The following is a 24,680-nucleotide window of genomic DNA, read 5'->3' on the forward strand; positions in this document are numbered from 1 at the left end:
ACTTCACTAATTTTATCACTTGTATAAATCTAATTAGATGATTTATAATATCATACAAACTTTTATTTAATTTTTCTAAGAACTTCCTTAAAGTATTCTGGTAATTCTGAATCAAATTCAATATATTCCTTAGTGGTAGGATGTATAAATCCCAATTTCTTAGCATGTAAAGTTTGTCCCTTTAGTTTAAACTTATTTTCTTTAGGTCCATATACACTATCACCTAAAAGCGGATGATTTATAGATGAGGCATGAACTCTTATTTGATGAGTTCTACCAGTTTCAAGTCTAGCTCTCATATGAGTAAATTTATCAAATCTTTCTACCACTTCAAAATGAGTTACTGCATTTCTTCCATCTTTTACTACAGCCATTTTTAATCTATCCTTAGGATTTCTTCCTATTGGTTTGTCTACAGTTATTTTATCTTCTTTAACTACACCATAACATATAAATTCATACTCCCTAGTTATAGAATGCTCTTTTAATTGTTCTGCTAAAAAATTATGTGCATAATTATTTTTAGCTACCATAAGAAGACCAGAAGTATCTTTGTCTATTCTATGAACTATACCAGGTCTAATAACACCATTTATTGATGATAACTTATCTTTACAATGATACAAAATTCCATTTACCAATGTATTTTCATAATTTCCAGGAGCAGGGTGAACAACCATATCCTGAGACTTGTTAATTATTAAAATATCATCATCTTCAAATACAATATCTATTGGTATATTTTGAGCTACAACCTCTAGAACTTTAGGTTCTGGTATTTCTATAATAATCTTATCTTCTTCTTTAACTAAATATTTTGCTTTTTCTACTTTATTATTAACTTTTACTTTACCATCTTTTATAATTTTTTGTATGTAGCTTCTTGACATATCTCCTAATTGTTCTGCTAGATAAACATCAAGTCTAACCTCTTCTTCCTCTTCAAGCACTAAAAACTCTCTTACATTCTCCATCAAATCACCTACTTTTACTTTCAAAAAATAAAACATATATACATAAAAATACAGTTCCTACAACTACAAATACATCAGCTACATTAAATACATACTCCCATATAATCCTAAAGTCAAAATAATCTACTACAAACCCTAATCTAACTCTATCAATTAGATTTCCTAATGCACCAGATATTATTAATATGATTCCCAACTTTCCAGATGTATGTACTTTTCTTGTATTGAGATAATATAACCCAAATACTGTTGCAATTAGTGCAACTATTATAAATATCCATTGATTATTTTGTAATAGTCCAAATGCTGCACCTCTATTTTCAACATAAGTTAGATGAAATACATTCTTTATTATTGGTATTGTAGACACATTCACCAAATTATTTAACACCCATAGTTTAGACAATTGGTCTAATCCTATAAGCAGAATTATTATTAACACATATAACAATGATTTTTCCCCCTATAAATTATTTAAAAATCAATTTTGATTGAAATTCACTATTACCATTATACAAAAAAAATACTATAAAGAGCAACTCTGTTAAAATTGAATTTTTTAGTAAAACTAATCAAAAATAATATTAACCCTTCTATATTATAAATTGCTACAAATTTAAAATTACATTATTATGTATAAAAAATTTCAAAATACTCTATTATTCAATACTTTTTGTGTATTTTATAGCTTAAAGATTAATGATGCTTGTATTTTAGATTTACAAGCATCATTAGTCTTTAAACAAATATCTTTTATTTTTGTACTTGTTGATTTTTATCTAAATGTTGTATAAGTTCAGATACTGTTACAAATTTATACCCTTTTTCTTTTAACTTGGGAATTACTACTTCCAAAGCCTGTATAGTCTGTGATTTATTGTTTCTTTTATTATTATAATCATGTAGAAGTATTATATTTCCATTTTGTACTTTTGTAAGAATAGTATTAATAATACTATCAACGCCAGGATTTGACCAATCTCTAGGGTCCAAGTTTGACCAAAGAATTATATTCATACCTTTAGAAACTATAATATCACATACACTTTTGCTCATAGCTCTATATGGAGGTCTAAATATTTTGGGCTCTACTCCAATTACACTCTTTACAGCATTTTGTGTATCTGTTATTTCTTTTTCTACTTTATTATAACTATTTTTTTCAACATTTATATGTGTAAATGTATGATTACCTATCTCATGCCCTTCCTCATACTGTCTTTTTAGTAATTCCTTGTTATATGCAACTTTTTCTCCAACCACAAAAAAAGTTGCTTTTACATTATTTTTCTTTAGTATATCAAGTACTTGTGGTGTAAAGTCTTCATCTGGCCCATCATCAAAAGTCAATGCTAAAATTTTTTCGTCCTCATTTCCTTGCTTGATTATTACATCTTCATAATCGTTCTTTATATTGTCATTTAGACTATAAGCTTCTTTTACGCTATTTTGATTATGTGTATTATGACTATATGTATATACGCCTACTATTGATAATACACATATACATATACCCCACATTACTTTTTTCATGTCATTACCTCTTTTCTTAATTCGTTCTAACAATATATGATGTCAATTTTTTAATCTCTTAATGTTCCGTTTTTGTTTAAATCAGTTAAATTTGTTAGGTCTGTTGAATAAAAATTAGAATCCTCCACTTCAGGAGTTTCACTTGCGTGTCCTAATAAATCCTCTTCTTTTTTTGCACACTCATTGCATAAATTTGTATCAGGTAGTATATCCAATCTTTCTAAATCTATTTTATTATGACATAAATCACAAAGTCCGTATGTCCCATTTTCTATTTTAGATAATGCCATATCTATTTGATACAATCTACCTTCTTCATGATTTATTAAACTATTTTGCATATTTTGCATATATAAATCTGTTCCCATATCTCCTATATGATTATCATAACTAGATAACTCTCCTGATGAATACTTTTCACTGGTATGTTTATTTGTATCTCCAAATAAAGTATTGTCTTTCATATCTCCCACTAAATTAGTCAAATTTGCTCTTTCTTTCAATAATTTATCTTTGTATTTTTTAGTATCCATTTTTAACACCTCTAATTTTAATATTTATATCATAAAAATAGTATGTGGAAAACTAAATTAAAAATACAATAAAAAGTAAGATTTGATTTTTTCAAAAAAAATTGTAGGCAAATTTTAAATTCACCTACAAATTTTTAAAACACATTTAAATGTTATATTTTTATTTTTTATAATAATTATATTAACTTGCTAATTTATGAGTATTTTGTTCTTTTATATCTTTAGCTTTTTTAAAGAATAAAATACCAAGAATTATTGCAACAGCAACACCTATTCCATTAGATATATTTACTGGTAGTCTAAAACCTTCTTTTGCCTGCATTATATAACTAAATGTTACTACAGTCATAAAAAGCGCTGGCAATGTAGTTATGTAGTGGTTTTTATTTGCTTTAACCAAATATGCAGAACCAGTCCATAACATTATCATAGCAAGTGTTTGATTTGCCCAAGAGAAGTATCTCCAAATTATATTAAAATCTATAAATGTAAGAGCAACACCTACTGCAAATAGTGGTAAAGCTATTAAAAATCTATTTTTAACTGCATCTTGATTGTAGTTCATTGCATCAGCTATTGTTAATCTAGCACTTCTAAATGCTGTATCACCTGAAGTTATAGGACATGCTACAACACCAAGTATAGCCAAAGCTCCTCCAATAGGCCCCATCAATCCAACAGATACTGTATTAACAACAGTAGCTGCTCCACCATCATTAAATATTACATTAAGTTGAGGTATACCATGGAAGTATGACATAGCTGCTGCTGCCCAAACTAAAGCTATTATTCCTTCTGCAACCATTGAACCATAAAATACTGGTCTTGCTTCACTTTCTCTTTCAACACATCTTGCCATAAGTGGTGATTGTGTTGCATGAAAACCTGATATTGCCCCACATGCTATTGTTATAAATAAATATGGGAATAGGGGTGTTCCATTTGGATTCATATTTTGTAAATTTATATTTGGTATGTTATATCCCTTTATTATTAATCCTCCTGCTACACCTACTGCCATAATTAATAAAGCTGCTCCAAATAAAGGATATATTTTTCCAATTAACTTATCTATTGGCAAAACAGTAGCCATTATATAATAAAGAATTATTACTCCAACCCATATTTGTGTATTTACTCCTGTTAATGTTTTTAGTAATCCTGCTGGACCTGTTATAAAAACAACTCCAACCAATACCAAAAGAATAACGCTAAATATTCTCATTGCTATTTTTGCACTATTGCCTAAGTAAAGACCTACTAACTCTGATGCAGATGTACCTTTATTCTTCATAGATAAATATCCAGAAGCAAAGTCATGTACACCACCTGCAAAAATTGTCCCAAATACTATCCATAAAAATGCTGATGGCCCAAATAATGCACCTTGTATAGCACCAAATATAGGACCTAAACCTGCGATATTTAAGAATTGAATTAAGAAAATTCTTTTCCATTTCATTGGAACATAATCTACACCATCTCTACAAGCTATAGCTGGAGTTTGATTTTTATCATTAATTCCAAAAACCTTTTCTACAAAAGTACCATAAATAAAATAACCTACTATAAGTACCACCATTGAACCTAAAAAACTTACCATAAATTCATCCCCTTAGTTTTTTTATAATTGCTTTATAAATTTTTATAAGTTTAAGAAAACTATTTCCAGTTCAAATAGTAATACTTTTTTGTACTAATATAAATGTTAATCACATTAAGTGCATATTTAAATACATGAAATGACTTTATATGTGCATTAATAGCCTAAATTCTTTTATTCTACTTCTACTTACAGTTACTTCATAATCACTATCTTTTAACTTCAATATGTATGTGTTATTAAACCATGGGATAATTTCTTTTACTTTAGTTAAATTTACTATGTAAGACCTGTGTGTTCTAAAAAAAGTTTTATCATTTATTATGTTTTCTACTTCTGATATACCCTCTTTTAGTATAAATGTTTCCTTTTCAGTATATATAAATGTCTGTCTTTCATTAGCCTCACAGTAATATATATCATCAATATCTATTACAACCAATTTATCACCTTTCCAAAGGCTAATTTTATGTGTTATTTCCTCTATATTTTGATTTATTATACATTTTTTATCACTAGATATATAATTATTATCACTAGATATTTCACTACTATTTGTTTCACTTTTCTCTAACTTATCCAACATTGATGTAATCCTATCCTCAGAATAAGGCTTAAGTACATAGTCAAATACACCTAATGAAAAAGCATCTACTGCATAGTTTTCATATGCTGTTATAAATACTATTTTAGGTCTTGCTTTAAATTGATTTAATGTTTTTGCAAGTAACATTCCATCAAGATGAGGTATATTTATGTCCAAAAAAATTACATCTATTTTATTTTCTTGAATAAAATCTAGTACTTCTATGCCATTAGTAAATTCACTTACTACCTCAATCTCGCTTTTATTTTCAATAAAATATCTCAATTCTTTTCTTGCTGGAAACTCATCCTCAACTATTATTGCTTTCATATTCTTACTCCTTTACGTAAAACATAATTAAAGTTCCTTTATCAGTTCTTCTCATATTAAGACCACTTCCATACATTAGCTTAAGTCTTAAATGAACATTATAAAGTCCAATCTTATTTTCTGGCATATTATCTTGATATACATTATTTATAACTTCTTCACTTATACCTATACCATTATCCTCAATCGATATTCTAATAGTATTTTCTAATGAATGTTGTAATTTTTTTATAGATATTTTTACCACACCAGCTCTTCCACTTTCCAAAACTCCATGTATAATTGCATTCTCTACTATTGGTTGTATAATTAAACTTGGAATTTTTATATTTACATCATCTATATCATAAATTATAGTTAATAAATCTCCAAATCTAGCCTTTTCTATTTCTACAAAAGATTTAACTTGCTCAATCTCTTTATTTATGTCTATCAAGTTATCACTATATTCAAGATTGTATCTCAAGTAAGTTGATAAATTTATTATGAGTTCTCTAGCTTTATCTGGATTAAATCTTATAAAGGATGCTATTGTATTTAGAGAATTAAATAAAAAATGCGGATTAATTTGCCTTTGAAGTGCTTTTATTTCTGCTTTATTTCTTGCTTCTATATCCTTTTTATCTTTTTCAATTCCCTCAACTATAGATATAACAAATCCTATACCAATTTGTCCGACAATTAGAGGCAAGTATATTCCATTAATTATTTGAATTGCCAGAGAATGAGGCTGTGATATTAAATATATAAGTAATATAGTAAAACTTTCAGAAATCATACCTACTAGTATTCCATATATCACTCTATGCTTCTTTGGTATCTTCTTATACAAAAATCCTGATAACACACCTGCTAGTATACTTGATAAAAGGCATGGCATGGATGTTATACCTCCAATATCCATAAAATACCTATGTATACCTGATAGCAACCCTGCTGTAATACCTACAATTGGTCCAAATAAAACGCCTCCTGATACTATAGATATTATTCGCGTATTTACTATTGACCCCATATAATTTATGCCATTGTAAGTACCAAATATAGCTAGAAAAGTAAAAACTAAAGATATACAAATCAAATCATTTAAGCTATATTCTTCTTTTTGAAATATTTGTTTAAATGTTTTTAGCTTTGTTATTAGAAGAAATAATACTACAATAAGGCTTGTTTTTTCTATTAATGCTATTAAAATTGATGTTTTCATGTTTTTTCCTCTTATTTTTCCTATTTAAAATAATTTTTACATATGTTATTGGTATTATTTTTATGGCTTATTAAATACATAAAAAATAATTGCCTTAATTATTGTATCATACCAGTTAAACATAAAATCAAACTCATTTAATTATATATATAAATTTTTTTAAAACGTTTTTTTGATATATTATTGACAATTTTCTTTATAAGAGTTAAAATTAATTCATAAATTACATATTGAGTATAAAGTATAATGGATGTATGTTCAAGGTTAGTTCAGAAGGCTCTGGTTTTCTGATTTTTTTATGCTCAGTAGTGATATGCAAAAAAGAACAAAGTTAACGTCAGTTAACTTTTACCTTTATTCTACTTTCCCCAAAGTAAGAATAATCTAACCCCTTTGAGATGAGCAAAAGCTCATCTTTTTTTATTACAAAACTAAAGAGGATATTATCTTAATAATATCCTCTCTATTTCCTATCATATACTTTTTTAATAACTTTAAATATTTATTTACTAAAGAAGATATATAATATAATTAATATCTTCTCTCTATAAACCCAACCTTTTTATAAACTTTTCTAAGAGTTTTTCTAGCTTGCTTTTCAGCCTTTTCAGCTCCCATAGTATAGATTTTTTCTAAATAATCTTTATTATTAAGAAGGTCAACGTATTTTTCTCTTATTGGTCTTAAAGCTTCTGATACTACTTCAGCTACATCTTCTTTAAATACTCCATAACCTTTACCTTCATACATGTTTACAATTTCTTCTACACTCTTTTTACTTAAATTAGAATATATATCAAGTAAGTTTTTAATACCAGGTTGTTCATCAGTATACTTTACAACACCTAAAGAATCAGTAACACTTCTCTTAATCTTTCTCTTTATAGTATCTGAATCATCTGCCAATAATATAAATGCGTTGTCATTTGAATCAGATTTACTCATTTTCTTAGTTGGTTCTTGTAAACTCATTACTCTTGCTCCACCTTTTGGATAGTATCCTTCTGGGACTACAAATGTAGGTGAAAATCTATTATTAAATCTATTTGCTAAATCACGAGATAGCTCTAAATGTTGTTTTTGGTCATCTCCAACTGGAACCAAATCAGCTTGATATAATAGTATATCAGCAGCCATAAGAACTGGATACGTAAATAATCCTGCATTTAGATTTGCTTCACTCTTTTGTGATTTATCTTTAAATTGAGTCATTCTACTTAATTCACCCATATAAGTCATTGTATTTAATATCCACATAAGTTCAACATGCTCTTTAACATGTGATTGTATAAATATAGTATTTTTTTCTGGATCTAATCCACAAGCTAGATATTGAGCAAGTAATTCTATAGTATTAGCTCTCAAAACTTTAGGGTCTTGAGGTACTGTTATTGCATGTAAATCAACAATACTATAATAACAATTATAATTTTCTTGAAGTTCAGTCCAGTTTTTTATAGCTCCTAAATAGTTTCCTAGAGTCATCTTACCTGATGGTTGTGCACCACTAAATATAACCTTTTTTTCACTCATATGATTTGTACCTCCTTATATATTTATATTGATTTTAACATGCTTAATACGATATCTTTAGAATTGTTGGCTGCCTCATGTACAAATACTTCATATGCAACTCCAGCACTTCCATCTGCTTTATCAGACATTGCTCTTATTATGACAAATGGAACATTATTTAAGTAACATACATGAGCTATAGCTCCACCTTCCATCTCTCCACAATACCCGCCAAAATCATTTACTAATTCTTCTTTTAATTCTTTAGAGTTTATAAATATATCTCCTGTTACTACTCTTCCTTTTAATACTTTATGAGTTTTTGTTTCTTCTACAGAAGATTTATAAGCAGCTTCTACGAGTCTTTCATCTGCTTTAAATACAGATGTTTCCATTCTTGGTATAACACCTTTAGGGTCTCCAAATGCAGTAGTATCTATATCGTATTGTATCGCATCAGTTGAAATTACTATATCATTGACATTAAGATTTTCATTTAAAGCCCCCGCAACACCTGTATTGACAATAGCATCAACTTCAAATTCACTTATTAATATTTGTGCACAAAGAGCAGAGTTAACTTTTCCTATACCACATTTTACTAAAACAACATTTTTTCCTTCTAAAGTTCCTTTATGAAATTCTAAGCTAGCTTTTTTTACAATTTCTTTAATATCCATTAAATTCACTAATATACTTACTTCTTCATCCATTGCACCTATAATTCCTATTACGTTCATCTTTCCTCCTAAATTTTATATATTAAAAAATCCGTCCTAAATCAATAGGACGGATATATTTTCCGTGGTACCACCTAAATTTATATATACTCAAAGCTGAATATATATATCTTAATATGTGCTATAACGTGCACACACGATATCAGATAATCTACAGTCTTAAACTGCATTTCACATTACTCCTCAAAGACCCATTCAATAAATACTTTTTATTAAGTTCTCAGCACCCTTAATTCTCTGTGTAAAAGTCTATTTATTTACTCTTTCTTATCCCAGGATTTAATTTATTAATTTCTTTATTTTATAATATTCCTTATGATATAAATTGTCAACTATATATATAATAATATCCAAAATATATATTTAAAATACATTTTTATTTAGCTGTTCTCTTTTCATATCTATTCCATAACCATAGACCAGATAAGATAACTAGAAGACCTCCACCAATCATTTCTATTTCATATATGATATTTTCAGCAAATGTAGGCATAACTGGTGCTGCTGATAATAATATACCAACTACAGTTACAGTTAAAACCATTTTCGCTAAACCTATACAAGTACCTGTTGATTTTGCCATAGTATATGGTCTAATTTCATCTGGTCTCTCTTTTCTTAGCTTAATATAAGAAGCATATAACAATACATATGGGAATAATGCAGTTAATGCTGTCATAGTTACAAGAACATTGTATATAGCATCAACAGAAGGCATTAATGTAGTCACTAATAATATTATAGTAACTATTATTGCTTGAAGTATAACTGCTTTCGAAGGTATCTTGTGTTTATTTACTTCTACCAAACTATCTGGAAATACTCCTTTTTTAACACTACCAAATAACATTTTTATTGGTGATGCTATATAAAGAACTATTGCTCCTAATATTGAAAAAGCTATACCAAAAGCTATCAATTGAACTAACCAAGAACCTATTCCTAAAGATTCACAAACAGCTGCAAGCGCATCTAACACACCTTTAGAAGCAGTAATTTGGTCTGGTGGTATTATCATTGTTATTGCAATAGAACCTAATACATATAATGAAGCAACTATTCCAGCTGATATTAATATAGCTTTAGGGAAGTTCTTTTCAGGCTTATCTATCTCTGTTATAAAGTTAGCTGCAGTTTCTGCTCCTGCTAAACCAAACATTATAGCTGATATAGCAACAAATGCATCCATATTAAGTTTTGGAGTCATTGAAGCTATTGTATATGTTGAAGCCATATCATGTTTTTTCAATACTAATACTGCTAAAAATGAAAATATTATAAGTATAGCACTTGGTATTGTTGAACCTAATGCACCTGTATTAGTAAATATTTTTGTAAAGCTTATTCCTTTAGTTGCTATAATAGATAATATCCAGAATATTACTAAAGATAATATAAGTACAAATATCTTATTATCTGCAAGTGCTGGATTTCCTATTGTATAAGAAACATTTACTGCTAAAAAAGTTAGGAATGAAGAATACCAAAATATTTTAGCTGTCCAGTTTAACCAAGAAACTAAAAAGCCATATTTTTCTCCAAAGGCTTCCTTAACCCAATCATATAAACCTCCATCACCTTTTTGATATGTAGAAGCTAATTCAGCACAAATTAAAGCTCCTGGTACGAAATATATAAATGAGAATAATAACCACATAGGTATTGCACCTAATCCTAAACCGAAGCTTGACGCTGTCGACTTAGCTATCCATCTTATACCGTATAAAGCTGATACATTCATAAATACCAAACTCCATAGGCCTATTTTTTTCTTTTCCATCCTATTATAATTTCCCCTCTCTTTATTAATTAAAAATTGATTTCATAACAGTTAAAATAACTTTAACCTATAAAATACTTCAATTTAACCTATAAAATACTTTAAATAAAAATATTTATACCTCAAATTTAGATATTTTGAAATCAAAATTTACTAAAAGTGATAAATTTTGAAAGTTCTATCACTTTCTCTTTAATGATACTAAATTATTAAAATTGTTTCAATATTATTTTAATATAAAAATTTTTTTATTAATTTTCATAATTATATAACTATCTCAAATATATATTTTTACTTATTCAAGTTATTATTTTTATAAAATTTTCACAATATAAACTTATTTTACTTTTCTTTTAATGTAAAATAGGGAATTAAATTTAATATAAAAAATATATGTTAAAATTTTTTTATATTTCTAGAAGAAAAGTATACTAATTTTTGTTTAATAGTGCTAAAATTGATTTGTATCGAATTTTGATTAGGAGGAAATTATTATGAAGACTCAAAGATTAAATGCTGTACTTGAACAAATGAAAAAAGATGATATTTCTCAAATGTTGGTAAGTGATCCTACTTCAATATTTTATTTAACAGGATTACTAATCCACCCAGGTGAAAGACTGTTAGCTTTATACTTAAATTTAAATGGTAATAATAAATTATTTATAAATGAATTATTCCCAGTTGCAGAAGATTTAGGTGTTGAAATGGTTTGGTTTAATGATACTCAAAATCCAATAGAAATAGTAACTGAACATGTAGACAAAAATGCTACTATGGGTGTTGACAAAAACTGGCCAGCTAGATTCTTATTAAGCTTAATAGAATCAGGTGGAGGAAGTAAATTTGTAAACTCATCTTATATAATAGATACTTTAAGAATGTGTAAAGATGAAGAAGAAAAAGAATTAATGAGAATAGCTTCAAGATTAAATGACAAAGGTATGGAACAACTTAAAGCTACTGTTTCTGGTGAACTTACAGAAAAACAACTTGTTGGTAAATTATCTAAAATATATGAAGACTTAGGTGCTGATGGATTTTCATTTGACCCTATAATAGGATTTGGTCCTAATGGAGCTAATCCACATGGAGAACCAGGAAATGCTCTTGTAAAACCTGGTGATGCAATAATATTAGATATAGGTTGCATAAAAGATAATTATTGTGCTGATATGACAAGAACTGTATTCTATAAAGAAATACCTGAAAAAGGTAGAGAAATATTTGAAATAGTTCTTGAAGCCAATAAGAGAGCTGAAGCTATTGTAAAACCAGGAGTTAGATTCTGTGATATAGATGCAGCTGCTCGTGATTACATAACTGAAAAAGGATATGGACAATACTTCACTCATAGAACTGGTCACTCTATAGGACTTGAAGTTCATGATAAGGGAGATGTATCTTCTATAAATACAGATACTGTACAACCAGGAATGATATTCTCTATAGAACCAGGTATATATTTACCAGGAGAGTTTGGAGTTAGAATAGAAGATTTAGTACTAGTTACTGAAGATGGTTGCGAAATACTAAACAAATATGACAAAGAAATATGTGTGGTTGGTTAATTATAAGATTAACTTAATAACATCAAAATAAGCTGTATAAAAATGATTTTATTCATTTTTATACAGCTTTAACTTTTTAGTTTGTTGTTTATATTGCAGTTATCAAAATTGCACCTTTTGAAGTATATGTTCCCATTACTGAACCAACTTCACAGATTACAACGTCTTTATATTTAACATCTTTTTCCATAGCTTCTCTTACTTTTTGAGCTTTTTCAGGGCAGTTAGCATGTCCTATAAATAAAACCTTCTCTTCTTTATCTATAATTTTTGATTCTACTAACTGAATCAGTTTTTTCAAGCTATTCCCTTCACCCCTTGCCTTATCTATTGGAGTTACAATCCCATCTGCAACTTGTATTATAGCCTTAAAATTTAATGTATTTATAATTTTTCCTGCTATTGGATTTATTCTACCTCCTTTTATAGCATTTTCTAATGTCTCTAGAGTTCCATAAAATGGTGGATTGTCTTTATATCTATCTATTATTGAAACAATTTCTTCAAGTTCTTTTCCTTCTTTTATTAATATTGCCGCTTTTAATACTAATTGTCCTATGCCAATTGACCCACTAAGTGAATCTATAATTTCAATTTTTTTATTATTTCCTTCTTTTTCGAACATGTCTTTTGCCAAAAGTGCACTATTATAAGTTCCAGATAATCCTGAACTTATGCTAATTACTAATATACTTTCCTCTTCGCATTGATATGCTTCTAAAAACTTATCTGGTGAAGGACATGATGTTTTTGGCAATAATTTACTTTCATCCATTTTTCTGTAGAAAGTTTCATTATCTATTTCCTTCCCAGATATATAGTTCTCTTCTCCAAAAGATACATTTAAACCAATAACTTCAATATTGTATTTCTCTATTATATGATTAGGTAAGTCACATGCACTGTCTACTATCAATTTTATTTTATCCATATTAACCTCACTATAAGATATTGTTTTTGTTTATTCAGTCGGTCGTACGACCGATTTAATTATTATTTTATATTTTGGATGAAAAAAAGTCAATAGATATAGATTCTTGCTTTATTGACAATAATTTTCTATAAGCTTATAATGTTATTAATTTGTTATAAATATACATAGAAAGGTAGGTTTTATGAAAACAAATAATATGAAACAAGCTATTTTATTATCTGCTACTAATTTAATAGCCAAAAATGGAGTTCAAAATACCAGTCTTGCTGATATTGCAAAAGATGTGAATATAAGTAAGGGTACACTATATTATCACTACTCATCTAAAAATGATATTATATATGACATTGCTGATACTCATTTAGAAGTTATAACTAGTGCTATATTAAACTGTGTAAAAAATGTCAAATCCAAAAATTCTCAAATAGAAATGGTCAACTTAATACTAGAAAAAATATCTACTATAGAAAGTCGTGGTAGAGTACATATGTATCTTATTTGTGAAGCTATTACTTCAAATGATGATTTAAAAGAAAGAATGAGATTGAAATATATTGAATGGCGAACTACCCTTAAATCTGAAATTATTGAATCTCTTGAAAAATATAGTGGTGATGAGAATGAACAGGATGCTGAATCCTTTTCTTTTTTACTTATGTCTATAGTTGATGGTTTAGTTGTCCAAAGCCTGTTAAAAACAGAAAAAATGCCTTATGAAAATATCGCTTCTTTTTTAGTTAACCATTGGATTTAAACTTGATATTTTAATAATTAATAAAAGTGAACTATTAAAGTTTTTTTATTTAACAGCTCACTTTTTTATTTGCTATGAATAATTTTTATTTAAACCTTCATGGAATCACAAAATAAAAATCATTTTATTAATTTAAAATACTTCTATTTATGTTGATGTGTATGCCCATCTAAATGTTCATGCCCATGTATATGTGTATGTTCATGCCCATGTATATGTGTATGTTCATGCCCATGCTCATGAGTTCCTGAAAATCCATCATCATGATTATGGTCATGACCTACACCATTTACATGCTCATGTTCATGTCCATGACTGTGAGAATGCTCGTGTGAATGTTGATGGTTATCTCCTCCACAGCATCCTTCTCCTCCAGTTCCACAGCATCCATTAGCATGTGGATTATGATGATTTCTTACTACAAATCTCTCTCTTAACATATTATTTATACCTCCTAGTATATTATTGAGCACTTCATGTGCCCCATTAGTTACAGTATACATCTAACTAGGTACAATAACAAGATATATGGTATTTTTTAACACTTATATCTTATAAAAATTTATCCTTAAAACCTCCACCTTTTACTTCTTCTACATTGTTTACAGAAATAAAAGCTTCACTATCCATATCATAAATTAAATCCTTAAATTTACCTACTTCATTTGCAGATATGATACAGTAAATCATTTTTTTCTTATTCTGCGTATATGCTCCTTCTGCTTCTAAAAAAGTTACTCCTCTACCCATCTTATTCATTATTACTTTTGATATTTCTTCATATCTATTTGATATTAAAAGTATAGATTTTTTTCTATCAAAGCAATCTTTTGCTATATCCATTGTAAAAGAAATTATATACATAGTAATTAGAGTGTACATTACCAATTTTGCTCCAAATAAAAATGCACCTGCACATACTACAAAGAAATTAATAAATAAAAATGTATTTTTCATTGGTATATCGTACTTTCTTTTCATTATAGCTGCTATTATATCAAGCCCTCCAGCAGTAGCTCTTGCTTTAAAGGTCAATCCCATACCTATACCAGTTAAAACACCACCATAAATAGATTGTAGCATAGTATCATTTATTGGAAAATATTTAGCAATATCTTGTGTTAAACCAAGTGCAACAGAAAATAGTAACATATTTACAAAACTTATTAACAAAAATTTATTATCAAAATACTTCTTAGCTATAATAAATATTGGTATATTCATCAAAAAACTAGATAATCCCTGATTTATACCAAATAACTTATATAATATAACACAAATTCCAGCTACTCCTCCACTTAACAACTTGGCTGGTGCTAGATATAAATTTATTCCTAAGGTTGATAAAATCATTCCCAATATAATAAGACCATATTGCAAAAATATGTTATTATCAATACTTAGTTTTTTGCTTTCACCATACATCAAAACGCACCCCTTTGCATAATAAATAAACCACCCTGCATAATACACAATAAATTTAAAAATAAATTTACCAGAAGTAGTTCACTCTAAAATATTATTCATCCTCACTTAAACGTTTATTCATTAACATTTTATCATATGCTATAAATAATTTATATGATTTATATAAATTTATTTGTTGTAAATTTTGGAATATTAAAACATTTAATTATTGAAGTACAAAAACAATTAATTAAATAAAGAAATAAGCTATCTTTTTAAAAAAAGCCCTATAGAAATTTACAAATCATTTTCTATAGGGCTCTTAATTAACAGCTTGTTATTTTTTATTTTCTTGTAACTTTTATACCTGTCATATGGTCATTTAAGTTTTGTTCTTCTAAAGATTTATCATCCACTCTATTTATTTCTAAAGCTAAAGTCTCAGACTTGATGTATTCATCAAAATGCTCAACAGCTTTAGCAATCTCATCATCACCACAGTAATCTATTACTATGTTGTCTAGTACTTCAAAGTTATTAGATTTTCTCAATTGTTGTACTTTAGATATAAATTCTCTAGCATATCCTTCATCAACTAACTCATCAGTTAATTTAGTATCTAGTATAACAAAAAGATTATTTTCAACAGATACATTAAATCCTTCTTTAGCAGTTATACCTATTAATACTAAGTCTTTATTAAATTCAAATGCTTCTCCATTTAAATCAACTGTTAAAGTTTCACCATTTTCAAGTTTATTAGCAGTTTCATGTGCATTTAACTTGTTTAATGCTCCTACAAATAAGTTCATCTTAGCGCCTAATATTGGTCCAGCTTCTTTAAAGTTTGGTTTTAGGCTAAAGTTCATATATTCATCTAAATCTTTAGCAAATACTACCTCTTTAACATTAAGCTCTTCTTTTATTAAATCAACTACATCACTTATTGTGTCTTCAAATTTACCATCTACTAATACTTTTTGTAATGGTTGACGAACTTTTATTCTCTCAACTTCTCTTGAAGCTCTACCTAAAGTAACTAGATTCTTAGCTAAATCCATTTTTTCTTCTAATTTAGTATCAACTAAACTCTCATTAAACTTAGGATATTCAGCTAAATGAACAGATACTTCTCCAGTTAGGTTTCTATACATTTCTTCTGACATATATGGAGCAAATGGTGCTATAGCTCTGCAAAGTCCATGTAATAATTCATAAGTTGTATTGTATACAGCTTTTTTATCTTCTGTTAATTCAGTTGCCCAGAATCTTCTTCTTGAACGTCTTATATACCAGTTAGATAAATCATCATTTATGAAATCTTGTATCATTCTTAAAGTTTTATTTAATTCAAATATCTCTAAATTTTCTTCTACATCTTTCATTAAATTATTGAATTTAGATAGTATCCATCTGTCAAGTTCTGGTCTATCTTTGTATTCTACAAAGAATTCAGTTGGATTTATATCATCTGTATTTGCATATAAAGTAAAGAAGTTATATACATTTTTCATAGTACCTATAAATTTACTTTGGATTTCTTTTAATCCATCCATATCAAATTTAGTTGGAGTCCATGGTGGAGAAACATATAGTAAATACCATCTTAGCGCATCCGCTCCATATTGATCAAACAACTGCATAGGATTTACTGTATTTCCTCTTGATTTACTCATTTTCTTTCCATCTTTATCAAGTACAAGGTCTGGAACTAAGACACTCTTATACGGTGCTTTTCCTAATACAAATGTTGATACTGCAAGTAATGAGTAGAACCAACCTCTAGTTTGGTCTATACCTTCTGATATATAATCAGCTGGGAATAGCTCATCAAAGTTTTCTTTGTTTTCAAATGGATAGTGGTGTTGTGCAAATGGCATAGCTCCACTATCAAACCAGCAGTCTATAACTTCTGTTACTCTTGTCATTGGTTTTCCACATTTTTCACACTTCAAGTGTATATCATCTACATATGGTCTATGAAGTTCTACAGTTTCTGGGTTTACATCTTCTATAGCTTTTTCAGCTAATTCTGCTCTTGAACCAACTGAATCTGTATGACCACATTCACATCTCCATATAGGAAGTGGAGTTCCCCAATATCTAGTTCTTGATATTGCCCAGTCATTTAGATTTTCTAACCAGTTTCCAAATCTCTTTTCACCTACAAAGCCTGGGAACCATTTTACACCATTATTATTTTCTATTAATTTATCCTTAAGCTTAGTCATTTCTATATACCAGCTTGGTTTTGCATAGTACACAAGTGGAGTTTGGCATCTCCAACAATGTGGATAATTATGAACTACTTTTTCTTTACTATATAGTTTATTTTCAGAAGCTAGCCATTTTATTATTTCAACATCTAGCCCATCTTCCATTACAAATCTACCTTCCCAAGGAGTAGTTGTAAATTTACCAGTTTCATCTACTGGCTGTACAACTGGTAAATCGTATCTTTTACCTGTATTGTAGTCATCTTCACCAAATGCTGGTGCTGTATGAACTATTCCAGTACCATCTTCAGTAGTTACATAATCTCCTACTGTAATGAAAAATGCTTTTTTATCAACTTCTACAAAAGGCATTAATTGTTCATATTCTAAGCCTTCTAAATCTTTACCTTTCATTTCTTCTAAAACTTCATAGTCTTCACCTAGTACTTTATTAGCTAAAGGTTTAGATACATAATATACCTCATCACCTTTTTTAACTTTTAAGTAATCAACATCAGCATTCACTGTTAATGAAACATTTGATGGTAAAGTCCATGGAGTAGTTGTCCATGCTAAGAAATATTCATCAGCATCTTTTTTCTTAAATTTAGCTACAACTGTATTTGTCTTTACTTCTTTATATCCTTGTGCAACCTCATGACTAGCAAGACCAGTTCCACATCTTGGGCAATAAGGAAGTATTTTATGCCCTTCATATATATATCCTTCTTTATTGAACTTATTCAATATCCACCATACAGATTCTATATAGTTATTATCTAAAGTTATATATGGATTATCTAAGTCAACTTCATAAGCCATTCTCTCAGTCATTATTCTCCATTGTTTTTCAAATGAGAAAACTGACTCTCTACATTTTTGGTTAAATTCAGCTATTCCATATTCTTCTATTTGTTGCTTGCTAGTAAGACCTAATTCTTTTTCTACTTGTATTTCAACTGGCAATCCGTGTGTATCCCAACCAGCTTTTCTCTTTACTTGATAACCAGACATTGTTTTATATCTACAAACAGAATCTTTAAGTGTTCTAGATAAAACGTGATGTACTCCAGGATTTCCATTAGCTGTTGGAGGTCCTTCATAAAATACAAAACTTGGGTCGTCTTTACCTTTTTCTAGAGTTTTTTCAAGTATATCTATGTCTTTCCAATAGTCAAAAACTTGTGCTTCTGCTTGTTTCACAGAACTGTCCACCAATGGCTTAAATTTTGCCATGTAAATCACCCTTTCCTACAGTTATTATAATTCCAAAGTTTTTATTCTTTTACGTAAATTTGAATAATAAAAAACTCGTCCCCTTTAAACAAAGGGACGAGTTATCAATCGCGTTACCACCCTAATTCTATATGTGAACTTAACAATAGTCACATATAACACTCTAATAGTATAACGGCACTAACCGGCACAGCTTAATAAAGTTTAATCGTTCAGCCTGCAGCTCAAGAGTGATTTTCATCTTTATAAATTCCTTGGTTCTCAGCATACCCAATTCTCTGTAAAATTATCTAAAGATAATTGTCTCTATCAACGCTTTTAAAAATTTATCTGTGTTTATATGAAATTCTATAACAAATAATTTGAATAGTCAATATATTTTTGAAAAATATAATAATTTATATTTTTCTTACATATTTATCCTATTTTTTGTTTTTGTTATAGTATTCTCAAACTTAAACAATAATTCTACCTAAAATCCAGTAAAATTATTGTTTATTCTAAAGTTGTAGCAGCTTCATCATTACTATAATTATACACTGATGTACCTTCAAATGCATTTACACATTTTTCATCTACATCATAAAAAATCTCATCGACACTTCTTATTTCATCTTCTAACAATGATTTAAATTTATTTCTAAATATCTTAAATTCTTTAACTAAAGCATCGTACTCTTTTCTTATCTCTATAACACGATTATTAGCTTGTTCTATAATTTGTCTAGCCTTTAAATCTGCTTCTTCAACGATTATCTTAGCCTTTTTATTTGCTGCACTACAAGTGTCTTCTGCTGCACTTTGAGCAGTTATTAAAGTAGCTTTTAGTGTTTCTTCAATATTTTCATATTTATTTACTTGATCTTGATATAATCCTAATTTTTCTTTAAGAGCTGTATTCTCTCTACATAGAGATTCATAATCTTCTTTGATAATATCTAAAAACTCATCAACTTCTTCATCTCTATAACCTCTTAAACCTTTTTTAAACTCTTTATTTTCTATCTCAATTGGAGTTAGCATTACATTTCCTCCCAGCTATAATTTTAATTAGTCCTTATACAATTAATTTTGCTTGAACTTTTATTCTTCCTTTTTTAGTAATATCTCCTATTTGTGTTACTTTAGCTCTTCCTTTACCTCTAATAGAAATTAAATCATCATTTTTAATTATTTTAGAAGTTGAAGTTATCTTTTCATAATTGACATGGACTTTTTCTCCATTTATGTATTTTGCACTATCTTGCCTAGATATATTGTAAAGACTACTTATGATACAATCTAACCTATCTGAAGATACTGTAAATGATACTTCTTTATATTTTGAAGAACTATTAACAATATTTTCTCTGGAAATTTCCTTTACAATTACACTATTTCTTGAAACTTTCTCTAAATTTATGATTATAAAATCACAAATATCACTACTTACAACTACTTGACAAAAACTATCATGTATAATTATATCTCCAATTTTGTCTCTTTTTATACCTAGATTCAAAATTGCTCCTAAATAATCTTTATGAGATATACTTTTAAATTTAAAATTTCCTTCTATTTGTAAAAATCTAAGAGTATCTTCTATATCCTCATATTCCATGTAAAATGGATAAATAAATACAGTGCTTCTTTCAGCTTGTTCATAACCTCCATCCACACTGTATTTTATTTCATTAGTAGAATTTAATATATCTACAGCATTTCTCACTTCATATGGATTAAGAAACTCAGTAGACTTAACATCATAGTTTTTTATACAACTATTAGCCTTGTCTATTACTTTAAACATTTTATTTTTCAAGTCTACATCCTTTATGTGATTTGTCAATTTCAATTTGTCCATGTTATCACCTTAGAATATAACCAATACTAATTGTCTTAGGAACATCAATAATACTATTGCAATTAAAGGAGAAAAATCTATCGGCCCATTTGTGTATTTGTACATTATAGACCTGATTGGACCTTCTATTGGCTCTGTAAGATTTTCTAAAATCTCAAAAATTTTGCTTTGTCTTCCATTTGGAAACCACGTCATCAAGCTTTTTATAACTATCATCCATGCTATTATGTCTAAAAGATAATATAGTGCAATTCTTATTGTTCCCATACATTAACCGCCTTTTTACTATTTATTTTGCCAAGGGAAGAATGCTTTGCTTTCTAATTCTTTTTTCATATTTGCATCTATATCTACATTATTAGGAGCTAGTATAAATATTGACTTAGAAACCTTTTGTATACTTCCATCTAAAACATAAACCGCTCCATTCATAAAATTAAATATAGATTTACGAACTTCAGAATTAGTCAATCCTTCCAAATTCACTATAACTGCCCTTCTTTGTTTTAGATGGTCTGCTATAGTTGCAGCTTCATCATAAACTTTAGGTTCAACTATTACAACTTTCATTTGAGAAGTTGTATGTAAATTTACAATTTTATTTGCTTTTGCAGCACTAAATCCTCCATTTATTTCTTCCTCTTGAACTATATCTTCCATACCACCTTCATATTCATCTTCAACATAATCTTCATCTTCATCAACTATCCAGTTCTTAAATTTAGATATTATTCCATTTGACATTATTAACTTCCTCCTTAGAATTTATTCAGATTTGAGTAATTATTTTTTATTGTAATTTCTTTCTCCAAAGATTGATGTTCCAACTCTAACAATGGTAGCCCCTTCCTCTATAGCAATTTCATAATCGTGACTCATTCCCATTGATAAAACATCCATACCTACATTAGATATGTTTAATTCTTTTATTTGTGTTGATAAATCTTTAAGACCTTTGAATACACCTCTTATTTCATCTTCATCTGCTACAAAAGGTGCCATTGTCATTAGACCTTTTATTTTTATATTTTTATATTTTTCTGACACTTCTTTGACAAAATCTATAACTTCTCCTTTGTCAAGTCCATGTTTAGATTCTTCTTTAGATATATTCACTTGTACTAAGCAATCTATTTCTCTATTTATTTGCTCAGCCCGTTTTTGAATTTCCTCGCATAATGCAACTCTATCTAAAGAATGTATCATACAAACTTTATCTATTATGTACTTAACTTTATTTGTTTGCAAAGTTCCTATTAAGTGCCAATTTAGTTTGTCACCTATAATATCATACTTTCTAGCTAATTCTTGAGGTTTATTTTCACCAACAGAAGTAATTCCTTCTTCCATTGCTTCATTAACTAAATCTACATCAACAGTTTTAGTAACTGCTAAAAGAGTGATTTCTTTACTATCTCTATTTACTTTTTTTGCAGCTTCATCAATTTTACTTCTTATTTCAGATAAATTCTCTTTAACAGAACCCATTATTATCACCTACTTTATCCTTATATTTGTGTTTATTTTGTTAGGTCTTAAAATTATTTTGTCATATAGATTAACACTTTTAACTCCATTTATGTCATTTTTATAATAATCCACAAATACAGAAGATTCATTTTCATAAGTTATCCCTTCTAGTATGACAAATTTTACACTTTGTGATTGTTCATCAATTACATATACACCACGTTTATTGTCTTTTGTTTTTATAGAAGTTTTAGGTATTTTTAAACATTCCATCTGATTATATATTATATCAAATTCTTCGACACTTGTATCCTGATTTCCAATAATTTGGTTACTTATTTTTAATTTTACCATTATTTTATTATTATTTTTATATATTTTGTAAACTTTTGCATCTATTTTTTGTTTGTCATATTCAATTACGACATCTTGATTTTTTTCAAATCTTTTATAATCTTCTTTATCAACATATATTGATAAATAACTACTCTGGTCATTAAAGTCTTTTTCTAGAGTACCTTCTGTACTAATTTTTGCATCGACTACTTCAGATTTTAATACTAATGTATCTACATTCTTACTAATAATCATTACTAAAATATTAAATACTAAATATATAAGAATACCAAGTATCACTAATCTGGTATATTTAACCTTTTTCAAAGACTCTCCCCCTATATAATTTCTTTCATTATAAATACTTCTTCTAAAAAAGGTTTATTCCTTTTTTATATGATAATAATTGTTTTTTTTCATATTAAATTTATTTTTTATCAATCTTCCTATACAAGATTGTATTATTTATATATAATTATATTGTAAAGTATAAGTTTAACTTAGATTTTAAACTTGCTTTATATACCTTTATAGTTATTTTTATTTTTAGATACAATATAAAACCAATTAAAATTTAAAATTACTTTTGTTCTGTTGTCATTAATTAGTTAATTATTTACACATTAGGATAACGTTATCATAAGCAAAAGTTTATGTCCTAAAAAAAATACAAGGAGGATTTTCTTATGTCAGAAATTTTATTAGGAACAGGTTTACTTTTATTGGTTCTATGTTGTTTCACAATTTTTAGTTACAAAGCTCCATATGGTATGAAAGCTATGGGAGCTCTTGCAAGTGCTGCTTGTGCTACTTTCTTAGTCGAGGCATTCAATCTTTCTTTACTTGGCGACGTTTTAGGTATGGAATTTTTTAGAAGTGTTGGAGCCGCTAATGGTAGCCTTGGTGGAGTTGCTGCTGCTATACTTGTGCCATTAGCTCTTGGTGTATCTCCAGTTTATGCTGTTTTAATAGGATTATCATGTTTAGATTTTTCTATATTATCTGGATTCGTTGCTGGATACTTTGTTTCTTTCTTAATTAAGTTTATAGAGAAAAAGGTACCACCTGGAGTGGATTTAGTAGTTGTAATCCTTCTATGTGCACCACTATCTCGTCTTATAGCATCAAATGTAGACCCATTAGTTAATAGTACACTACTACAAATCGGACAAGTTTTAATAGAGGCTACTAATATTAGTCCTATAGTAATGGGAATTATATTAGGAGGCTTAATAACAGTAGTTGGTACATCTCCACTTAGTTCAATGGCGCTTACGTCTATAATTGGTCTTACTGGTCTTCCTATGGCAATAGGAGCATTAGGTGCTTTTGGTTCAGCTTTTATGAACTCAACATTATTTGCAAGATTGAAGTTAGGATCTAAAAAAGATATTATATCTGTTGCTATTGAACCATTGACTCAATCAGACATAATTTCGGCAAATCCAATACCTATATATTGTACTAATTTCTTTGGAGGTGCTTTTTCTGGTATCATTGTAGCTTTGATGGGTCTTGTAAATATGACTCCAGGTACAGCTACACCTGTAGCTGGATTTGCTATAATGTTTGCCTATAATCCAGTTAATCAAGTACTCATAACAGCTGGCTTATGTGCCTTATTTAATGTAGCTGCAGGATTTTTAGGCTCGAAAATATTCAGTACTTTTAAAGTTCTTACTGCTGGTGAAATACGTGGTACTGATGTAGAAAAAGAAATTGCTTAAAAATAATAAGATTTATAAATTAATATTTTAAGTTAATATTTTAAATGATAAAGTTTTATATTGTAGGCAATTTTATTAATTGCAAGCGTTTTATTTTTATATTTATTTATGATTATTATGTGTGTTAAATATTTAGATAGTTTTTTATTTTTTTAATTTACTTTTTATTTAGTTTTTTATTTAGTTGATGTATTAAAAATAAATGTTAGTATAATTTATTACTATTAGATATCATAACTTTTAAGGTACATAAAAAGTTCTATTTAATAATTAGATAATATTAAAAAATAAAAGCGATACATGACCTTTTAAAAAGTCTATGTATCGCTTTGTTGTTATCACAATCTCAACAAAAATTTTAAAATTTATTATTTTAATTATAATC

The 24,680-nt window shown here is 28.0% G+C and carries 23 protein-coding genes and 2 other annotated features; of the genes, 3 read left to right on the forward strand and 20 right to left on the reverse strand.

Annotated elements, in window-relative coordinates; translation table 11 throughout:
- Positions 1–62 precede the first annotated feature (62 nt).
- The 10 genes from IC174_RS10775 to IC174_RS10820 form a co-directional block, all read right to left on the reverse strand.
- Positions 63–1,010, reverse strand: coding sequence for an RluA family pseudouridine synthase (locus tag IC174_RS10775; RefSeq protein WP_227862632.1), 948 nt, complete (start codon positions 1,008–1,010; stop codon positions 63–65).
- Positions 979–1,425, reverse strand: a complete 447-nt coding sequence (gene lspA / locus IC174_RS10780) for a signal peptidase II (RefSeq protein WP_227432462.1) — start codon at positions 1,423–1,425, stop codon at positions 979–981. Before lspA ends, IC174_RS10775 begins: the two co-directional genes overlap by 32 nt.
- Positions 1,426–1,727: 302 nt before the next feature.
- Positions 1,728–2,507 (reverse strand): polysaccharide deacetylase family protein, encoded by a 780-nt coding sequence (locus IC174_RS10785; protein ID WP_227432461.1) that lies wholly within the window; start codon positions 2,505–2,507, stop codon positions 1,728–1,730.
- Between the two features lie 50 nt (positions 2,508–2,557).
- Positions 2,558–3,040 carry a TraR/DksA C4-type zinc finger protein gene (locus IC174_RS10790; protein WP_227432460.1) on the reverse strand — a complete coding sequence of 161 codons (483 nt, stop codon included), beginning with the start codon at positions 3,038–3,040 and terminating at the stop codon, positions 2,558–2,560.
- A gap of 181 nt (positions 3,041–3,221) precedes the next feature.
- Positions 3,222–4,643 carry a carbon starvation protein A gene (locus IC174_RS10795; protein WP_227432459.1) on the reverse strand — a complete coding sequence of 474 codons (1,422 nt, stop codon included), beginning with the start codon at positions 4,641–4,643 and terminating at the stop codon, positions 3,222–3,224.
- A gap of 145 nt (positions 4,644–4,788) precedes the next feature.
- Entirely contained in the window at positions 4,789–5,559 is a 771-nt protein-coding gene (locus tag IC174_RS10800) for a LytR/AlgR family response regulator transcription factor (protein WP_227432458.1), read from the reverse strand.
- 4 nt (positions 5,560–5,563) lie between these two features.
- Positions 5,564–6,766: a sensor histidine kinase gene (locus tag IC174_RS10805; protein ID WP_227432457.1), complete on the reverse strand. Its 1,203-nt coding sequence runs from the start codon at positions 6,764–6,766 to the stop codon at positions 5,564–5,566.
- Between the two features lie 531 nt (positions 6,767–7,297).
- Positions 7,298–8,299: a tryptophan--tRNA ligase gene (gene trpS / locus IC174_RS10810; RefSeq protein WP_227482885.1), complete on the reverse strand. Its 1,002-nt coding sequence runs from the start codon at positions 8,297–8,299 to the stop codon at positions 7,298–7,300.
- Positions 8,300–8,322: 23 nt separating this feature from the next.
- Positions 8,323–9,021, reverse strand: a complete 699-nt coding sequence (locus IC174_RS10815) for a 5'-methylthioadenosine/adenosylhomocysteine nucleosidase (protein WP_227432455.1) — start codon at positions 9,019–9,021, stop codon at positions 8,323–8,325.
- 42 nt (positions 9,022–9,063) lie between these two features.
- Positions 9,064–9,304: a binding site (T-box leader), on the reverse strand.
- A 93-nt stretch (positions 9,305–9,397) separates the two neighbouring features.
- Positions 9,398–10,801 carry an APC family permease gene (locus tag IC174_RS10820; protein ID WP_227432454.1) on the reverse strand — a complete coding sequence of 468 codons (1,404 nt, stop codon included), beginning with the start codon at positions 10,799–10,801 and terminating at the stop codon, positions 9,398–9,400.
- 494 nt (positions 10,802–11,295) lie between these two features.
- Between IC174_RS10820 and IC174_RS10825 the strand changes: the two genes are divergently transcribed.
- Complete coding sequence (locus IC174_RS10825; RefSeq protein ID WP_227432453.1) at positions 11,296–12,372, forward strand: M24 family metallopeptidase; 1,077 nt, start codon at positions 11,296–11,298, stop codon at positions 12,370–12,372.
- Positions 12,373–12,460: 88 nt separating this feature from the next.
- Here IC174_RS10825 and IC174_RS10830 read toward each other — a convergent pair whose 3' ends face one another.
- Positions 12,461–13,303: a DegV family protein gene (locus IC174_RS10830; protein ID WP_227482886.1), complete on the reverse strand. Its 843-nt coding sequence runs from the start codon at positions 13,301–13,303 to the stop codon at positions 12,461–12,463.
- A gap of 184 nt (positions 13,304–13,487) precedes the next feature.
- Between IC174_RS10830 and IC174_RS10835 the strand changes: the two genes are divergently transcribed.
- On the forward strand, positions 13,488–14,060 hold the full coding sequence (locus IC174_RS10835) for a TetR/AcrR family transcriptional regulator (RefSeq protein WP_227482887.1): 573 nt from the start codon (positions 13,488–13,490) through the stop codon (positions 14,058–14,060).
- Positions 14,061–14,203: 143 nt separating this feature from the next.
- On the opposite strand, the gene IC174_RS10840 is transcribed toward IC174_RS10835, so the two are convergent.
- The 9 genes from IC174_RS10840 to IC174_RS10880 form a co-directional block, all read right to left on the reverse strand.
- Entirely contained in the window at positions 14,204–14,500 is a 297-nt protein-coding gene (locus tag IC174_RS10840; RefSeq protein WP_227482888.1) for a hypothetical protein, read from the reverse strand.
- A gap of 112 nt (positions 14,501–14,612) precedes the next feature.
- Positions 14,613–15,485, reverse strand: a complete 873-nt coding sequence (locus tag IC174_RS10845) for a YitT family protein (protein ID WP_227432449.1) — start codon at positions 15,483–15,485, stop codon at positions 14,613–14,615.
- A 326-nt stretch (positions 15,486–15,811) separates the two neighbouring features.
- Positions 15,812–18,919 (reverse strand): isoleucine--tRNA ligase, encoded by a 3,108-nt coding sequence (gene ileS / locus IC174_RS10850; RefSeq protein ID WP_227432448.1) that lies wholly within the window; start codon positions 18,917–18,919, stop codon positions 15,812–15,814.
- 89 nt (positions 18,920–19,008) lie between these two features.
- Positions 19,009–19,241, reverse strand: a binding site (T-box leader).
- Positions 19,242–19,414: 173 nt separating this feature from the next.
- The gene (locus tag IC174_RS10855; RefSeq protein ID WP_227432447.1) at positions 19,415–19,942 is read right to left on the reverse strand and encodes a DivIVA domain-containing protein; all 528 of its coding nucleotides are present in this window, start codon (positions 19,940–19,942) and stop codon (positions 19,415–19,417) included.
- Between the two features lie 34 nt (positions 19,943–19,976).
- Positions 19,977–20,762: an RNA-binding protein gene (locus IC174_RS10860; protein ID WP_227482889.1), complete on the reverse strand. Its 786-nt coding sequence runs from the start codon at positions 20,760–20,762 to the stop codon at positions 19,977–19,979.
- 9 nt (positions 20,763–20,771) lie between these two features.
- Positions 20,772–21,029 (reverse strand): YggT family protein, encoded by a 258-nt coding sequence (locus tag IC174_RS10865; protein WP_054274603.1) that lies wholly within the window; start codon positions 21,027–21,029, stop codon positions 20,772–20,774.
- Between the two features lie 18 nt (positions 21,030–21,047).
- The gene (locus IC174_RS10870; RefSeq protein ID WP_227432445.1) at positions 21,048–21,506 is read right to left on the reverse strand and encodes a cell division protein SepF; all 459 of its coding nucleotides are present in this window, start codon (positions 21,504–21,506) and stop codon (positions 21,048–21,050) included.
- Positions 21,507–21,545: 39 nt separating this feature from the next.
- Positions 21,546–22,250, reverse strand: a complete 705-nt coding sequence (locus IC174_RS10875; RefSeq protein ID WP_227432444.1) for a YggS family pyridoxal phosphate-dependent enzyme — start codon at positions 22,248–22,250, stop codon at positions 21,546–21,548.
- Positions 22,251–22,259: 9 nt separating this feature from the next.
- The gene (locus tag IC174_RS10880) at positions 22,260–22,895 is read right to left on the reverse strand and encodes an HlyD family efflux transporter periplasmic adaptor subunit (protein ID WP_227482890.1); all 636 of its coding nucleotides are present in this window, start codon (positions 22,893–22,895) and stop codon (positions 22,260–22,262) included.
- 359 nt (positions 22,896–23,254) lie between these two features.
- Between IC174_RS10880 and IC174_RS10885 the strand changes: the two genes are divergently transcribed.
- Positions 23,255–24,295, forward strand: a complete 1,041-nt coding sequence (locus IC174_RS10885) for a PTS sugar transporter subunit IIC (RefSeq protein WP_227432442.1) — start codon at positions 23,255–23,257, stop codon at positions 24,293–24,295.
- The last annotated feature ends 385 nt before the right edge of the window (positions 24,296–24,680 follow it).

This window comes from Clostridioides sp. ES-S-0001-03, assembly GCF_020676075.1.
GTDB lineage: Bacteria > Bacillota > Clostridia > Peptostreptococcales > Peptostreptococcaceae > Clostridioides.

Bases quoted from the DNA above. Each gene is read 5' to 3' on its own strand.
- IC174_RS10775 (WP_227862632.1), bottom strand. From the start codon at position 1,010: ATGTTTTATTTTTTGAAAGTAAAAGTAGGTGATTTGATGGAGAATGTA.
- IC174_RS10885 (WP_227432442.1), top strand. From the start codon at position 23,255: ATGTCAGAAATTTTATTAGGAACAGGTTTACTTTTATTGGTTCTATGT.
- IC174_RS10795 (WP_227432459.1), bottom strand. From the start codon at position 4,643: ATGGTAAGTTTTTTAGGTTCAATGGTGGTACTTATAGTAGGTTATTTT.
- IC174_RS10840 (WP_227482888.1), bottom strand. From the start codon at position 14,500: ATGTTAAGAGAGAGATTTGTAGTAAGAAATCATCATAATCCACATGCT.
- IC174_RS10855 (WP_227432447.1), bottom strand. From the start codon at position 19,942: ATGCTAACTCCAATTGAGATAGAAAATAAAGAGTTTAAAAAAGGTTTA.
- IC174_RS10845 (WP_227432449.1), bottom strand. From the start codon at position 15,485: ATGTATGGTGAAAGCAAAAAACTAAGTATTGATAATAACATATTTTTG.
- IC174_RS10790 (WP_227432460.1), bottom strand. From the start codon at position 3,040: ATGGATACTAAAAAATACAAAGATAAATTATTGAAAGAAAGAGCAAAT.
- IC174_RS10800 (WP_227432458.1), bottom strand. From the start codon at position 5,559: ATGAAAGCAATAATAGTTGAGGATGAGTTTCCAGCAAGAAAAGAATTG.
- IC174_RS10805 (WP_227432457.1), bottom strand. From the start codon at position 6,766: ATGAAAACATCAATTTTAATAGCATTAATAGAAAAAACAAGCCTTATT.
- IC174_RS10815 (WP_227432455.1), bottom strand. From the start codon at position 9,021: ATGAACGTAATAGGAATTATAGGTGCAATGGATGAAGAAGTAAGTATA.
- IC174_RS10870 (WP_227432445.1), bottom strand. From the start codon at position 21,506: ATGTCAAATGGAATAATATCTAAATTTAAGAACTGGATAGTTGATGAA.
- IC174_RS10830 (WP_227482886.1), bottom strand. From the start codon at position 13,303: ATGGATAAAATAAAATTGATAGTAGACAGTGCATGTGACTTACCTAAT.
- IC174_RS10865 (WP_054274603.1), bottom strand. From the start codon at position 21,029: ATGGGAACAATAAGAATTGCACTATATTATCTTTTAGACATAATAGCA.
- IC174_RS10820 (WP_227432454.1), bottom strand. From the start codon at position 10,801: ATGGAAAAGAAAAAAATAGGCCTATGGAGTTTGGTATTTATGAATGTA.
- IC174_RS10875 (WP_227432444.1), bottom strand. From the start codon at position 22,250: ATGGGTTCTGTTAAAGAGAATTTATCTGAAATAAGAAGTAAAATTGAT.
- ileS (WP_227432448.1), bottom strand. From the start codon at position 18,919: ATGGCAAAATTTAAGCCATTGGTGGACAGTTCTGTGAAACAAGCAGAA.
- IC174_RS10860 (WP_227482889.1), bottom strand. From the start codon at position 20,762: ATGGACAAATTGAAATTGACAAATCACATAAAGGATGTAGACTTGAAA.
- trpS (WP_227482885.1), bottom strand. From the start codon at position 8,299: ATGAGTGAAAAAAAGGTTATATTTAGTGGTGCACAACCATCAGGTAAG.
- IC174_RS10825 (WP_227432453.1), top strand. From the start codon at position 11,296: ATGAAGACTCAAAGATTAAATGCTGTACTTGAACAAATGAAAAAAGAT.
- IC174_RS10835 (WP_227482887.1), top strand. From the start codon at position 13,488: ATGAAAACAAATAATATGAAACAAGCTATTTTATTATCTGCTACTAAT.
- IC174_RS10785 (WP_227432461.1), bottom strand. From the start codon at position 2,507: ATGAAAAAAGTAATGTGGGGTATATGTATATGTGTATTATCAATAGTA.